Below are 12,874 nucleotides of genomic sequence, written 5' to 3' on the forward strand. Positions count from 1 at the left end.
ATCCGCGCGCCGGGTGGCAAATGACGTAGCCGGGACAGGGGGCGTTTTGAGGGCGGAAGCCTCAATCGGCGGCGACCATCAGACTGCGCACCGCACACCCGTCGCAATCCTCGACCTTGAGGATCAGGGTGTTGGTCCCCGCGGCAAACGACAGTGGCGGCGTCGAGACCTCCCGCCAGTCGGTTGAGGCGGGGACCGCGACCTCGACCGGCGCCGCGCCATTCAGACGGATCGACAGTCGGGCGGGCGCACCGCTCCGGGCGGACACCGTCACTCTCCGCGCCCCGGCGGCCTCCGCTGTCAACGTGTACCTCAGCCATTCGCCGGTGGTGAAGTCGGTGACGACCGGCGCGCCGTCCGCCTCGCGGGCGATGTCGACGCCGTCGTTGCGGTAGGTCCGCCCCGTGTTCCACCAGATCCTCTGGCTCGGGGTCTCATAGCTGGCGTCGCGCGTGTCGGACCAGGCGTGGCCCACGCGGCCGAGGTCGTAATCGACGGCGGGGATGACGGCGGGGCCGCCTCCGATGCGGTGGTCGGCGAAGGGAGCTGTGGCGTCCGAGTGCGGCTGGCGCAGCATGGCGTCGATGACGTCGGGGTGGGCGGTGTTGTTCTCGAACCGGATGTCGTGTTCGGCCATCCGCATCAGGGTCGCCTCGGCCTCGGCGGGCGTGGGGGCCGGTCCCTTGCCGGTCAGGTAGGCCACGAGCGCCGCCCAGCCGGGGTTGGGAACCACCTCCAGCGGCTGGTTGAAGCCGATCTTCTTCAGTGGCCAGAAGGCCCAGCCGATGTTCTCGTCCTCGACCAGGCGGATGGCGTCGCGGAACCAGGTGTTGGAGTTCTCTCCCGACTCCCCCAGCCAGATCGGGACCTGGTTCTCGTCGCGCAGCCTGACGATGTCGGCGATCGAGGCAGGGTCGTTGGCGTTCCAGTATTTGTGGAAGCTCAGGGCCGTGTTGTCGTCCCAGACCGGCAGGACGCCGCGATAGTTGTTGCCCCAGCAATTGCCCTCGATGACGATCAGGTGGCGCTGATCCACCTCGCGGATCGCGGCGGTGATCTCCATCATCAAGCCGCGCAAGGGGGCGTTGGTCGTCTCCTCGCAGCCATGCCCGCCACCCGGCCTTTCGAAGTCCCAGTTGGGTTCGTTGATGATGTCATAGGCGCCGACGGCAGGCTCGTCGGCATAGCGTTCGGCCAGTTTGCGCCACAGGGCGATGGTCTTCCTGCGGTTCTCCGGACTGTCCCACAGCGAGGGCTTCGACGGATCGCGGTCGGAGATGGCGAGGTCGGTCCCCTGACCGCCCGGCGCGGCGTGCAGGTCGAGGATCAGGACCATGCCGTTGGCCTTCACCCAACCGATCAGGTCATCGATCTGTTTGAACCCGGCCTCGTTCCAGCGGTCCGCGCCCGGTGTCGGTTCGCGGTCGGCGGGCAGGGTCAGCTGGTCGTAGTGCAGCGGCACGCGCACCGAGTTGAAGCCCCAGCGGCCCATGGCGTCGATGTCGGCCTTGGTGACGTAGTTGGCGCGCCAGGCGGCGTAGAAGGCCTCGGTCTTCTCCTCCCCGATCAGGGCGGCGATGCGGGCCCGGATGACGTGCTGCTGACCCAGTTCGGGCAGGTGCAGCATATAGCCCTCCTGCAGAACCCAGCCGCCCAGACCCATGCCGCGCAGGATGATGGGACGGCCCTGACCGTCGACGATCCCGGTCCCGCGCGCATGCAGGAAGCCGGGGTCCGGCGAGGTGACCTGCGCCGAGGCCGCAGAGGCCGCGAGGGCAAGACAAAAGGCGCCGCAGGCGGCGATCAGGCGTGTGGCGACCATTGATGTTCTTCCACGGGACGTTTCCGTTGAGAACGATCACATTTCAGGCGGCGCTTGACCAGAGGCCCATGGCCAAAGAGCGAGGACCGGCGACGAATGGCCGCCGGTCCCCTGCATTCAGACGCCGATCAGGCGCCGATGCCACCGTCCACCAGAATGCTGGTGCCGGTGATGTAGCTCGCGCCCGGACCGGCCAGGAAGGCCACGGCCGAGGCGATCTCGGAGGGTTCGCCGTAGCGGCCCAGCGAGATGCCCGACAGCATGGTCGGGGCGTTGGGGCCGTCGGCGGGGTTCATGTCGGTGTCGGTGGCGCCGGGCTTGACCATGTTGACGGTGATGCCGCGAGCGCCGACCTCACGCGACAGGCCCAGGGTGAAGGCCTCCAGCGCCGACTTGGTCGCCGAATAGACGGTCACGCCGGGGAAGGGCACGCGGTGGGCCAGGACGCTGGAGATCGAGATGATCCGGCCGCCCTCGCCGAGGTGCGGCAGGGCCGCCTGGCTGGTCAGGAAGACCCCGCGGACGTTGACGTTGAGCAGGGCCTCGATCTCCTCGACCGACTGGTCGGCGAACAGGGCCCCGCCGGCGATCCCGGCGTTGTTGACGAGAATGTCCAGGCCGCCGAGGCCGGCGACGGTTTCGCTCACGGCCTTCTTCGGCCCTTCGACGGAGCCGGCGTCGGCCTGGATGGCGACGGCCTTGCGGCCCAGGGCGCGGATTTCGGCGGCGAGAGCCTCGGCCTTTTCGGCGGACTTCTCATAGGTGATGGCGACGTCGGCGCCGTCGGCGGCCAGCTGGCGGGCGATGGCCGCGCCGATGCCGCGCGCGCCGCCCGTGACGAGAGCGCGTTTGCCGGAAAGGGGGAGGGAGGGAGTGCTCATGGCGATGATCCTGTTGCGTTCGGCCAATTCTGTATCGATCGGCACAGAAGTAGCTGGGGAGCTTGCCTCAGGAGCGCAAGGGATTATTTATCGATCAGCACAAAAAGAGGTCCGAATGTCGCTATCCGTTGATGGCGCCCCCGCTCCTACCCGGGGCCGCCCCCGCAGTTTCGATCGCACCCAGGCCCTGGAACAGGCGATGCGCGTGTTCTGGGAGAAGGGCTACGCCGCAGCTTCCATGAGCGAGCTGACCGCCGCCATGGGCATCGCCTCGCCCAGCCTTTATGCCGCCTTCGGCTCCAAGGAAGGCCTCTATCGCGAGGCCATCGACCACTATGTGTCGAGCTTCAGCGGCGGCTTCTGGGGGGTGATGCAGGCGGCGACGGCGCGCGAGAGCGTCGAAGGCCTGCTCAGAAACGCCGCACGCGTCTTCACCGACGGCGACTTCCCCAGCGGCTGCATGGTCATCCAGACCGCCGCCGAGGCCGGGGAGATGTCGCCCGAACTCGCCGCCAGCCTGTGCGAGATCCGCGCCAGCACCACCGAGACCCTGGCCGCGCGGGTTCGCAAGGGCATCGCCGAGGGCGAGCTGTCGCCGACCACCGACGCAAAGGCCGTGGCTCAGTTCTATGCCGCGATCCACAAGGGGCTGAGCCTCAGCGCCAAGGGTGGGGCGGGGCGTGAAGAGCTGGACTCGGTGGTGACCTCCGCCATGAAGGCCTGGCCGGCGTTGACCGGAGAGTAGTCACCAGCGGAAGGCGAACTTCCCGATCACGGCCCCGGCCGCCACCGCCATCGCCATCCCCATCGTGTACCAGAGGCCCACGAAGGCCGCCGCGTGCTCGGGGCAGTGCAGGCCGTAGAGGGTTGTAGCCAGACCGCCGGTCAGCAGGCCCGCCGCCGCGCCCGCCAGCATCGGCCGGGTCGGGGCGAAGGCGCGGGCGGCCCAGAAGACGAAGGGCGCGGCGACAAGGCTGAGCAGGGCGATATTGGGCGCGCAGACATGGGCGCTGTCGCCCATCATGGCCGGCATCCGTTCGGGCATCGGCAGGGTGAACAGCTCATAGAGCCCCAGTCCGACCGCCAGGGTCAGGACGGCGGCCAGCAGGATCAGCGGCCCCTTTGGACTGGCGCCCGGCCGGCCCAGCCGGTCCAGCAGCCAGAAGCCGGCTCCGGCCATGACGGTGGTATAGGCCGCCTTGGCCCAGAAGACCGGACCGCGCATGGCCGCCATCAGGTCGTCGCGATAGCCGAGCCACAGGCCGACGGTGACCAGCACCACGATGGCGGCGGGGATCAGGGACAGCAGCAGCCGCCGGTCGAGACGGCGCGCAGGCGGCAGGTCGGCGGCCAAGGCCTGGATCAGGTCGTCAGTCTTCATCGACGGCCTCCTGCATGACCGGGGCGAATTTCGCGTTCAGCGCCTTCAGGCTGCGGTGGATGGAAACCTTGGCGGCGGTCAGGGAATAGCCGTGCCGCTCGGCGGCCTCGGCGACCGACAGGCCTTTCAGCCGCACGTCCTCGATCAACTTGCGCTGGCGGGCGGGCAGCAGGGACAGGCAGCGGCTCAGGTCCGCCTTCGTCGCCCCGTCCTCGACGGTGTGATCGGCGAACAGGGCCGAGGCCTCCTCCAGTGGGTGGGTCGGCCGGCGGCCACGGCGGCGCAGATGGTCGACCAGCTTGTGGTGGGCGATCGCCCAGGCCCAGCCGCTGAACGACTGGGACGGGTCCCAGGTCGCGCGCTTGGCGTGGATGGCGATCAGGGTTTCCTGCACAAGGTCCTCGGCGTCGGCCCCGCCGTCGAACAGGCGGGCGCGGAAATAAGGGCGCAGATAGCCGCCCAGATCGGTAAGCAGCACGCGCCATGCCGCCGCGTCGCCGTCGAGACCGCGGAGCATCAGGCTTTTCAGATGGGCTTCACGATCCGTCACGGTCAAAGGCGTCTTCGTCCGGTGCGCGGCGAAGGTTACACGCCTCTGGTCTCAGGCATAGTTGAAGCTGATCGAGATCCGTTCGGACTTCGCCTGATTGGTCGGGACCTCGTGGCGCAGCCAGCTTTCCCACATCAGCACCGTACCCGCCGAGGGGGCCAGATAGACGAAGGGCTTCTCGGCCTCGGGCGCGTCCTCGGTGACCCCGGGGCGGGCCATCATCATCGGCAGGCGCGGATCCTCGAGCTTGAGCGCCGAGGCGCCGTCGGGGACCTCGACATAGACGGTGCCCGAGAGGAAGGCGTGGGGGTGAATATGGCCCGTATGGCCGCCGCCGGGCTTGAGGATATTGACCCAGAGATTTTCGAGCTTGGGCTTCTTCGCCAGGTCGAAGTTCAGCGCCCTGGCATAGGCCAGGGCGTGTCGATCGAGATGCTTCTTGAGTTCGGCGAACTCGGGGAACCGCAGCGGCAGGTCGTTGAGCGAGCCGTAGGAGGTATAGCCGCGATAGCCGTTGGCCTTGCACCAGGCCCGGCCAGCGCCGTCCTCGTCGGCCAGCATGCGGCAGGCGTCGGACAGGTCGGCGTTGAAATCCTCGAACCCCGCCGTGGTGGCGAGGCTGGCCTCATAGACCTGGGTGACGAAGAGGGGGCGAAGGGTCATTCGCGCTCCTTAGCCCGCCGCGGCTTATCCATCCATAAGCATCCCTCGTGTTGACCCGGGCGCCCGTCCGTGGTCCGTGCCGCGTCCCATGTTGAGCCCGACCTCCCGCACCGCGACCAAAGACCTGCTGCGCCTCGCCTGGCCGGTGATCCTTGCGCGTCTGGGCATCATGACCATGGGTCTGACCGACGTGATCGTGGTCGGCAACTATTCGGCGCGGGAGCTGGCGTTCAGCTCCCTGGCGTTGGCCCCCATGAGCATCGTGGTGACCACCGCCGTCGGCCTGATGATGGGGGTGCAGGTCATGACCGCCCGCTTCCTCGGCGAAGGGCGGCGGGCCGAGGTCGGCGCCGTCCTGCGCCGTGGCGTCTCCTATTCGCTGCAGCTCGGGATCGCGGCCATGCTGGTCCTCCTGCTGCTCGGGCCCCTGGGTCTGCAGCACGCCGGTCTGGCCGACGGTCTGGGCGAGGGCGCCAGCCCGGCCCTGCGCATCTTCGCCCTCTCGATGCCGGGCTATCTGGTCAGCGTCGCGGCCCAGTTCTTCCTTGAGGCCCTGCACAAACCCAAGGCCGGGATGTGGGCCATGTGGGTGGCCAACGGCATCAATCTGGCGCTCAACCTGCTGCTGGTGCCCGACATTCTGGGGCTGGGCGTCCACGGCGCGGCGGCCTCGGCCTGGGCGACCTTCGCGGCGCGCACTTCGCTGGCCGTCTTCCTGATCATCTATATCGTCCGCCTGCCCGAGGCGCGGGAGTTGGGCGTCTTCCTCAAGCCGTCTCGCGATCCTCTGGCCGAGCGCGAGCAGCGCAAGGTCGGCTACGGCGCCGGCTCCAGCTACTTCATCGAGGTCGGGGCCTTCGCCGCCATGACCTTCATCGCCGGCCAGCTGGGCGCCATCGAGACCTCGGCCTGGGCCATCGTGCTCAACGTCTCGGCCATCGTTTTCATGGTCCCGATGGGGCTTTCGGCGGCGACGGCGGTGCTGGTCGGCCGGGCCTATGGAGCCAGAGACGGCCGCGGCGTGCTGCGGGCCGGTCTGGTCGGGATCGGGGTGGTCAGCGTCCTGACCATCATCGTCGCCATAGGCCTGTGGCTGTTCGCCCCCGTGGTGGCCAGCGCCTATAATCGCGATCCCCTGCTGCTGGCGGTGGTGACCCCCGCTCTGGTGCTGGCGACCCTGTTCTTCGTGGCGGACGGCATTCAGGTGGTCTCGGCCAGCGCCAACCGCGCGGCGGGCGACGTCTGGTGGCCGACCATCATGCATTTCGGCGCCTATACGCTGGTGATGATGCCGGTCGGCTGGGTTCTGGCCCACCATCTGGGCGTCAACGGTCTGGTCTGGGCGGTGATCATCGCCAGTCTGGTGTCCTCGGCCCTGTTGACCGGCCGGTTTGTCCGCGTCGCACGCCGTCTTGAGGTTCAGGCCGCCAGCGTCACAGGTTCCTGACCGGCCGCGGCCAGCCCGCGCCGGTAGATGGCGTCATAGACCCCCCACACCGCCGTCGCGATATAGCCGACCAGCAGGGCGTCCACGCCGAACAGACCCCAGAGCGTGGGACCCAGCCCGATCAGGGCCATGGCCACGTTCAGCCCCGTGTGCAGCACCAGCAGCGGCAGGAAGACCATGAAGTAGATCGCAAGCCCGGCCGGCATGACCCTGAACCCCTTTCCGATCGAGCCGAAGAACCCCATCCGCCGGTCGCGCAGGGGCACGCCGACGCGCCAGCCCGCCGTCAGCACCTGAAACACCGCGCCGAGTACGAACAGGCCGATCCCGGCGGCGATGGACGGGACCTGACCGATCGCCGCAGCGCTGAGCCACGGCCCCGCCGCCATCTGGGCGCCCTCCCAGGCCAGGGCCACGACGATCACAGGGATGAAGGCTGTAAATAGCCCGCCGGTGACCCTGCCCGCGACCCTGCGGTCGCCGCCGCTGTGCCGATACCGGCTGATCCACAGGCCGACCACCAGCAGGGACGCCAGCTTGACGAAGCCGAACCCGAGCCGGACCGGATGGTTGGATAACGCCTCTGCCTTCTGCACGCTGTCGAAGACGCCGAGCTTCCATTCGATCACATGCTGGAGGAACTCCACCACGGGCGGCAGCAGGAAGATCAGCGGGAAGGCGAGGGCGAAGCCCCATCCGAGCCCGTAGCTCGACTTGATGTCAGACCCCATGGCGGCTTCCCCCTGCGTTCAACCGCAGGCTGATCGGGATACCGGCGTCATGCAAGTTAAGTCGGCGTAAGGCGCGCCGCGTTCAGGGCTACTGCAGCGACGGCCCCGAGAAGACATAGCGGCAGGACCGGCCGGCGCCGTCGGATTTGCCGTCACCGAGATAGAAGCCGTCCATCACCAGCCGGCCCTCATCGGGCTTGAGCTCGGCCGTGCCGCTGAGACGCGCTCCCTCGCCCGGAAGCTGGTTGCCGCCGGTCACCGTCAGGGTCATCCGCCCGGTCGCGGCGTCGTGGACATAGTCGCCCCAATAGTCTTCGTAGGTCTCGAACGGCGCCCAGGTGACCGAGAAATGGCCGTCGGCGCGGAAGCGCAGCTCGCGCACCGGCTGCTGCGGCTCTGGCCCTTGGCATTCGACTTCCAATTGGCTGTAGCGCCCGACGAGCAGGGCTTCGTCCCGACCGACGACGACCACGGTGGCGACGGCGGGCTGGCCGGGCGTGCGCGCCTCGATCGTGACGGTGGTCCCGGCGGCGAGGTCGGGGGCGAAGGTCACCCGGGCCACGTCCCGGAACCCTGTGGCGCGCGGCCCCTCGTCCCGCGCCACGGTCGCGGCCCCCGATGGCGTGACCCGCCAGCCCGACAGGCAGGTCGCAGGGACCATCGCCCAGCCGGGATGATAGGGCCGTCGGACGGTCGCCTGGATCGGCGCCGTGTCCCCGGGACGCACCACCGCGGCGTTGACGCTCATCCGGACCTCGTCTCCGACGAACGGTCGGCAGGCCTCGGGCAGATCCGCGCCCGGCATGACGGGGGGCTTGGGCTTGGACCCGGACTGGGCGGAGGCGCAGCCTGCCGCGACAAGGGCCAGGATGGTGAGAGGGGCGGACAACAGTGTGCGGCGCATGGAAACCTCCATCACCGCCAACCTGCACCGTAAGGCGAACGGCGCAACCCCACGGGTTCTGACGCGCGGTCCGCTCAGCGCTGAACGAAGCAGATCGTATTGCCGTCCGGGTCGTCGACAGCGAACTCACGCGTGCCCCAGGTCTGGTCGATCGGTCCCTGATGCAGGGGCGATTCCTCGCGGTCGGGCGGGACGAAGCCGCGTTCCTTCATTCCGGTGAAGTCGGCGTCGACGTCCCTGGTCAGGACCAGCACCGTCTGGCCCGCGATCCCGTCGTCCGTCTGGCTGGACAGGTGCAGTTCGTCGCCGTCGCGCGTGAGGATGGCGTAGGCGGGGTCCGTCGGCCCGGGGAAGATGTGCGCCAGCTTGAAGTCCAGAATCCAGGTGTAGAAGAGCACCGAACGGGACATCCGCTCGCATTTGACGACGGGAATGACGGGCAGGACGGATCTCCGGGGCGCATGGAGGTGACGGACGCGCCCGCCCACTCTATATCCCACGCCTTCCCCATACGACCGGATTCCCATGGCCCGCATCCTGATCACCTCGGCCCTGCCGTACATCAACGGCATCAAGCACCTGGGGAATCTGGCGGGCTCCATGTTGCCGGCCGACGTCTGGGCCCGGTTCAAGCGCGGCCAGGGACATGACGTCCTCTATATCTGCGCCACCGACGAACACGGCACCCCGGCCGAGCTGGCCGCCGCCGCCGCCGGTCAGGACGTGCGCACCTATTGCGACGAACAGCACCAGATCCAGAAGGCGGCGGGCGAGGCCTTCGGCCTGAGCTATGACCATTTCGGCCGCTCCTCCAATCCGCCGAACCATCGCCTGACCCAGCATTTCGCCGAGGCTCTGGAGAAGAACGGCCTGATCGAGGAACGCGTCGACCGGATGATCTATTCGATCGACGACGCCCGCTTCCTGCCCGACCGCTATGTCGAAGGAACCTGCCCCCACTGCGCCTATCCCAAGGCGCGCGGCGACCAGTGCGATAACTGCGGCCGCCTGCTGGACCCGACCGATCTGATCGACCCCTATTCGTCGGTCTCAGGTTCGAAGAACCTCGAGGTCCGCGACACCCGCCACCTCTATCTGCTGCAGACGAAGCTGGAGCAGCCGATCCGCGACTGGATCGCCTCGAAGGACGACTGGCAGACCCTGGCCAAATCCATCGCCTACAAACACCTCGACGAGGGGCTGATCGACCGCGGCATCACCCGCGATCTGGCTTGGGGCATTCCGGTGGTCAAGGACGGCTTCCCGCGTCCGGGCATGGAGGACAAGGTCTTCTACGTCTGGTTCGACGCCCCCATCGAATACATCGGCGCGACGCAGGAATGGGCCGAGAAGCACGGCACGACCTGGCGCGACTGGTGGCGTCTGGACGCGGGGGCGGAAGACGTCCGCTACGTCCAGTTCATGGGCAAGGACAATGTCGCCTTCCATACCGTCAGCTTCCCCGCCACCATCCTCGGCTCGGGCGAGCCCTGGAAGACGGTCGATACGCTGAAGGCCTTCAACTGGCTGAACTGGTACGGCGGCAAGTTCTCGACCTCCCAGAAGCGCGGCGTCTTCATGGATCAGGCGCTGGAGCTGCTGCCCGCCGACTACTGGCGCTGGCACCTGACGGCCTATGGCCCGGAAGGGTCGGACGCGGCCTTCACCTGGGAGCAGTTCCAGTCGACGACGAACAAGGACCTGGCCGACGTGCTGGGCAATTTCGTCAACCGGATCGTAAAATTCACCGAGTCCAAGTTCGGCGGCGTCGTCCCCGAGGGCGGCGAGGCCGGCCCGGTCGAGGCGAAGCTGATCGAGGACGTCAACGCCGGCATCGCTGAGGCCACCGCCGCCTTCGAGGCGATGGAATTCCGCAAGGCCGCCCAGGCCCTGCGCGCCGTCTGGGTTCTGGGCAATGAGTATCTGCAGGTCGCGGCGCCCTGGACCGCGTTCAAGACCGATCCCGCGCAAGCCGCGGTCGGCGTGCGCATGGGCCTGAACCTCGTCGCCCTGTTCGCCCGTCTGGCCGCGCCGGTCATGCCCTTCTCGGCGGTCAAGATCGCCGCCAGCGTCGGCGCGACCGACCTGACCTGGCCCGCCCCCGGCGAGGACTGGACCACGGCCCTGCCGCTCGGCCAGACCGTTCAGGCCGCCGAGGTCCTGTTCAGGAAGATCGAGGACGTTCAGGTCGCCGAATGGTCGGAACGCTTCGGCGGGGCTGAGGCGAGCTAGACCTTCGCCACGTCCCCGCCGGTGTGGGCCGCCTTGGCGTCCTTCGTCCCGCGCAGATACTCCGCCGCCTCTTCATGCCCGATGTCGAGGAAGGCCGGGGCCGAGGCGTTGAACTCGTCCATATGGCCGGTGCGGACGATGACCGAGCGGCCGCCGTCCCAGATCATCCGGCCCGCGACGAACAGGACGATGAACAGGCCGACATAGCCGATCCAGCGGAAGCGGTTCAGCAGCTTGGCGATATAGGTCGCCGCCAGACCCATCAGGGCGATGGAGATCAGCAGGCCGCCGGCCAGAATCCACGGATGCTCGTGCGCGGCGCCGGCCACGGCGAGGACGTTGTCCAGCGACATGGTGACGTCCGCGATCAGGATCTGCAGCAGAGCCGCGCCGAAAGTCTTGCGCTTGATGCCCAGCTCTTCCGGCGAGGGGCCGGTGCCGTGCTCGATCGAGGCGGCCAGCTCCAGCTCCTTCTGGGCCTGGGCCTGATCGTGGGTCGCCTGTTCGCGCAGCTCGCGCCACATCTTCCAGCACACCCAGAGCAGCAGGAAGCCGCCCGCCAGCAACAGGCCGACGATGGCCATCAGCTGGACGGTGATCAGGGCGAACAGGATCCGCAGCACCACCGCGAAGGCGAGACCGACCAGAATGGCCTTGCGGCGCTGCTCCTGCGGCAGGGAGGCGGCGGCGAGGCCCACGGCGACGGCGTTGTCGCCGGCCAGGACGAGGTCGATCATCAGCACCTGGCCGAGGGCGGCCAGCTGGCTGATCAGAAGGGGCGTGAAGAGGGATTCCATGAACGGCTCTCTAGCGGGGCCTTATTCAGACGGAAAGCCCTCTCCCGGCGGCCTCAGGCCTTCTTCTGTTTTCGGCTGGCCTCATAGAGGGCCACGGCGGCGGCGTTGGAGACGTTCAGGCTCTCGAAGCCGCCGGGCATGGGAATCTTCGCCAGCACGTCGCAGTGTTCGGCGACCAGGCGGCGGATGCCGTCGCCCTCGGAGCCCATGACCAGAACGGTCGGGCGCTCATCCAGCGCCGTCTCCAGCGTCTCGTCCGAATCCCCGTCGAGGCCGACAGCCCGCCAGCCGAGGTCGGCCAGACGCTCCAGCGCGCGGCTGAGGTTGGTGACCCGGGCGCAGGGCAGTTTCTCGGTCGCCCCGACCGAGGCCTTGGCGAGAGCGCCGGCGAGGGCGGGGGAGTGGCGGTCCTGCACGATGATGCCGCGCGCCCCGAAGGCCAGGGCCGAACGGAAGATGGCGCCGACGTTCTGGGGATCGGTCAGCTGGTCCAGCATGACGATGATGCCTTCGGCCGGATCGGCGATGTCGTCCAGCGCCACGCCTTCCAGCGGCGACACCTTGAAGACCAGTCCCTGATGCACGGCGCCGGCCGGCAGCATCCGGTCCAGGGTCTGGGCGTCCATGACCTCGATCTTGTGGCCGTGATTCAGATTACCGCGTTCGAGTTCGGCCGCGCGGTCCTCGGTGGCCAGTAGGCGACCCATGCCTTTGCGGGCCGGATTCGCCAAAGCGGCGAGTACGGGGTGCCGTCCCCAGACGAAGGCGTCCGGATCCGACTTGGCGCCCTTTGGCGCACGAGGCGTTGAATCTGCGAAGCTTTTCGTCGGCGGATTGGGGTTCCAGCCGCCTTTCTTGGAGCCGTCAGACGCCGTCTGGGGCCTGTTTCCAAAAACAGGTTTTTTGCCTGCTTTCCGGTCGTTGCGTTCTGGATTTCTCGACACTATAAGACGCCCTCCGATTTGGAGCCCTAGGGCTTTCGGGTCTGGCGCTCCCTCTATCTCAGGCGTGCCGGAACATCGAAGGCTTTTGTTGAGCCGCCCCTCGAAAGAGGAACGGCGAGACGGTTTGGTCGGTTCGAAAGGCGCGTTGGGGGAATGTCCCGAGCGGCAAAGGGGGGGGACTGTAAATCCCCTGCGTAAGCTTCGAAGGTTCGAGTCCTTCTTCCCCCACCACGCGCTTTCGAAACGAGCGATCAGGACGACGGAACGGACCGGTCGTCGAGGCTCCAACCCGTGAGGGAAGGTCCGAGGCGGTCTTCGCGCGGGTATAGCACAATGGTAGTGCAGCAGCCTTCCAAGCTGAGGATGTCGGTTCGATCCCGTCTACCCGCTCCAGGTTTTTGAATGCACACAGCGCCCCTCAACCCGGGCCATCAGGAGTTTGGCCATGGCCAAGGAAAAGTTCGAACGCACGAAGCCGCACTGCAACATCGGCACGATTGGTCACGTTGACCACGGCAAGAC

The 12,874-nt window shown here is 67.8% G+C and carries 14 protein-coding genes and 2 tRNA genes; 6 read left to right on the plus strand and 10 right to left on the minus strand.

From position 1 onward, the window contains the following. Positions 1-61: 61 nt before the first annotated feature. Positions 62-1,822 (minus strand): cellulase family glycosylhydrolase, encoded by a 1,761-nt coding sequence (locus AC1ROD_RS14970; protein WP_492949058.1) that lies wholly within the window; start codon positions 1,820-1,822, stop codon positions 62-64. Between the two features lie 128 nt (positions 1,823-1,950). Further along, entirely contained in the window at positions 1,951-2,703 is a 753-nt protein-coding gene (locus tag AC1ROD_RS14975) for a 3-oxoacyl-ACP reductase family protein (protein ID WP_492949059.1), read from the minus strand. A 199-nt stretch (positions 2,704-2,902) separates the two neighbouring features. On the opposite strand from AC1ROD_RS14975, the gene AC1ROD_RS14980 reads away from it, so the two are divergent. Then, a complete protein-coding gene (locus tag AC1ROD_RS14980; protein ID WP_492949060.1) occupies positions 2,903-3,448 on the plus strand; it encodes a TetR/AcrR family transcriptional regulator in 546 nt (181 codons plus the stop codon). Here AC1ROD_RS14980 and AC1ROD_RS14985 read toward each other — a convergent pair whose 3' ends face one another. The 3 genes from AC1ROD_RS14985 to AC1ROD_RS14995 are packed head-to-tail and all read right to left on the minus strand — an operon-like array spanning position 3,449 to position 5,297. After that, the gene (locus AC1ROD_RS14985; protein WP_492949061.1) at positions 3,449-4,084 is read right to left on the minus strand and encodes an NrsF family protein; all 636 of its coding nucleotides are present in this window, start codon (positions 4,082-4,084) and stop codon (positions 3,449-3,451) included. Next, complete coding sequence (locus tag AC1ROD_RS14990) at positions 4,074-4,634, minus strand: sigma-70 family RNA polymerase sigma factor (RefSeq protein ID WP_492949079.1); 561 nt, start codon at positions 4,632-4,634, stop codon at positions 4,074-4,076. Before AC1ROD_RS14990 ends, AC1ROD_RS14985 begins: the two co-directional genes overlap by 11 nt. Positions 4,635-4,685: 51 nt before the next feature. Beyond that, positions 4,686-5,297: a TIGR02466 family protein gene (locus tag AC1ROD_RS14995; protein ID WP_492949062.1), complete on the minus strand. Its 612-nt coding sequence runs from the start codon at positions 5,295-5,297 to the stop codon at positions 4,686-4,688. An 88-nt stretch (positions 5,298-5,385) separates the two neighbouring features. Between AC1ROD_RS14995 and AC1ROD_RS15000 the strand changes: the two genes are divergently transcribed. Then, positions 5,386-6,744 carry an MATE family efflux transporter gene (locus tag AC1ROD_RS15000; RefSeq protein ID WP_492949063.1) on the plus strand — a complete coding sequence of 453 codons (1,359 nt, stop codon included), beginning with the start codon at positions 5,386-5,388 and terminating at the stop codon, positions 6,742-6,744. Here the strand turns inward: AC1ROD_RS15000 and AC1ROD_RS15005 are convergent. The 3 genes from AC1ROD_RS15005 to AC1ROD_RS15015 form a co-directional block, all read right to left on the minus strand. Then, positions 6,717-7,475, minus strand: coding sequence for a hypothetical protein (locus tag AC1ROD_RS15005; RefSeq protein ID WP_492949064.1), 759 nt, complete (start codon positions 7,473-7,475; stop codon positions 6,717-6,719). The two genes, AC1ROD_RS15000 and AC1ROD_RS15005, sit on opposite strands and share 28 nt — an antisense overlap. A gap of 88 nt (positions 7,476-7,563) precedes the next feature. After that, a complete protein-coding gene (locus AC1ROD_RS15010) occupies positions 7,564-8,379 on the minus strand; it encodes a hypothetical protein (RefSeq protein WP_492949065.1) in 816 nt (271 codons plus the stop codon). Between the two features lie 74 nt (positions 8,380-8,453). Further along, a complete protein-coding gene (locus tag AC1ROD_RS15015) occupies positions 8,454-8,981 on the minus strand; it encodes a glyoxalase superfamily protein (protein WP_492949066.1) in 528 nt (175 codons plus the stop codon). On the opposite strand from AC1ROD_RS15015, the gene metG reads away from it, so the two are divergent. Further along, complete coding sequence (metG, locus tag AC1ROD_RS15020) at positions 8,905-10,611, plus strand: methionine--tRNA ligase (protein WP_492949067.1); 1,707 nt, start codon at positions 8,905-8,907, stop codon at positions 10,609-10,611. The two genes, AC1ROD_RS15015 and metG, sit on opposite strands and share 77 nt — an antisense overlap. On the opposite strand, the gene AC1ROD_RS15025 is transcribed toward metG, so the two are convergent. Together AC1ROD_RS15025 and rlmB are read right to left on the minus strand one after the other, a co-directional pair. Then, a complete protein-coding gene (locus AC1ROD_RS15025; protein WP_492949068.1) occupies positions 10,608-11,408 on the minus strand; it encodes a TerC family protein in 801 nt (266 codons plus the stop codon). The genes metG and AC1ROD_RS15025 overlap by 4 nt on opposite strands. A 53-nt stretch (positions 11,409-11,461) precedes the next feature. Further along, on the minus strand, positions 11,462-12,352 hold the full coding sequence (gene rlmB, locus AC1ROD_RS15030; RefSeq protein WP_492949069.1) for a 23S rRNA (guanosine(2251)-2'-O)-methyltransferase RlmB: 891 nt from the start codon (positions 12,350-12,352) through the stop codon (positions 11,462-11,464). Between the two features lie 147 nt (positions 12,353-12,499). Between rlmB and AC1ROD_RS15035 the strand changes: the two genes are divergently transcribed. The 3 genes from AC1ROD_RS15035 to AC1ROD_RS15045 all read left to right on the plus strand — a co-directional run. Then, a tRNA-Tyr gene (locus AC1ROD_RS15035) sits at positions 12,500-12,583 on the plus strand. Between the two features lie 88 nt (positions 12,584-12,671). Further along, positions 12,672-12,745, plus strand: a tRNA-Gly gene (locus AC1ROD_RS15040). A gap of 52 nt (positions 12,746-12,797) precedes the next feature. Beyond that, the coding region (locus tag AC1ROD_RS15045) for a hypothetical protein (protein ID WP_007443273.1) at positions 12,798-12,874 on the plus strand (77 nt) is incomplete at its 3' end.

The sequence above is a fragment of the Brevundimonas sp. GW821-FHT12E07 genome, assembly GCF_058807035.1.

Excerpts from the sequence above, each read along its gene's own strand:
- AC1ROD_RS15015 (WP_492949066.1), bottom strand. The coding sequence starts at position 8,981 with ATGGAGCCCGCCAGATTCCCCAGGTGCTTGATGCCGTTGATGTACGGC.
- AC1ROD_RS14985 (WP_492949061.1), bottom strand. The coding sequence starts at position 4,084 with ATGAAGACTGACGACCTGATCCAGGCCTTGGCCGCCGACCTGCCGCCT.
- AC1ROD_RS15025 (WP_492949068.1), bottom strand. The coding sequence starts at position 11,408 with ATGGAATCCCTCTTCACGCCCCTTCTGATCAGCCAGCTGGCCGCCCTC.
- AC1ROD_RS15000 (WP_492949063.1), top strand. The coding sequence starts at position 5,386 with ATGTTGAGCCCGACCTCCCGCACCGCGACCAAAGACCTGCTGCGCCTC.
- AC1ROD_RS14975 (WP_492949059.1), bottom strand. The coding sequence starts at position 2,703 with ATGAGCACTCCCTCCCTCCCCCTTTCCGGCAAACGCGCTCTCGTCACG.
- AC1ROD_RS14995 (WP_492949062.1), bottom strand. The coding sequence starts at position 5,297 with ATGACCCTTCGCCCCCTCTTCGTCACCCAGGTCTATGAGGCCAGCCTC.
- AC1ROD_RS15010 (WP_492949065.1), bottom strand. The coding sequence starts at position 8,379 with ATGCGCCGCACACTGTTGTCCGCCCCTCTCACCATCCTGGCCCTTGTC.
- AC1ROD_RS15005 (WP_492949064.1), bottom strand. The coding sequence starts at position 7,475 with ATGGGGTCTGACATCAAGTCGAGCTACGGGCTCGGATGGGGCTTCGCC.
- AC1ROD_RS14980 (WP_492949060.1), top strand. The coding sequence starts at position 2,903 with ATGCGCGTGTTCTGGGAGAAGGGCTACGCCGCAGCTTCCATGAGCGAG.
- AC1ROD_RS14970 (WP_492949058.1), bottom strand. The coding sequence starts at position 1,822 with ATGGTCGCCACACGCCTGATCGCCGCCTGCGGCGCCTTTTGTCTTGCC.
- metG (WP_492949067.1), top strand. The coding sequence starts at position 8,905 with ATGGCCCGCATCCTGATCACCTCGGCCCTGCCGTACATCAACGGCATC.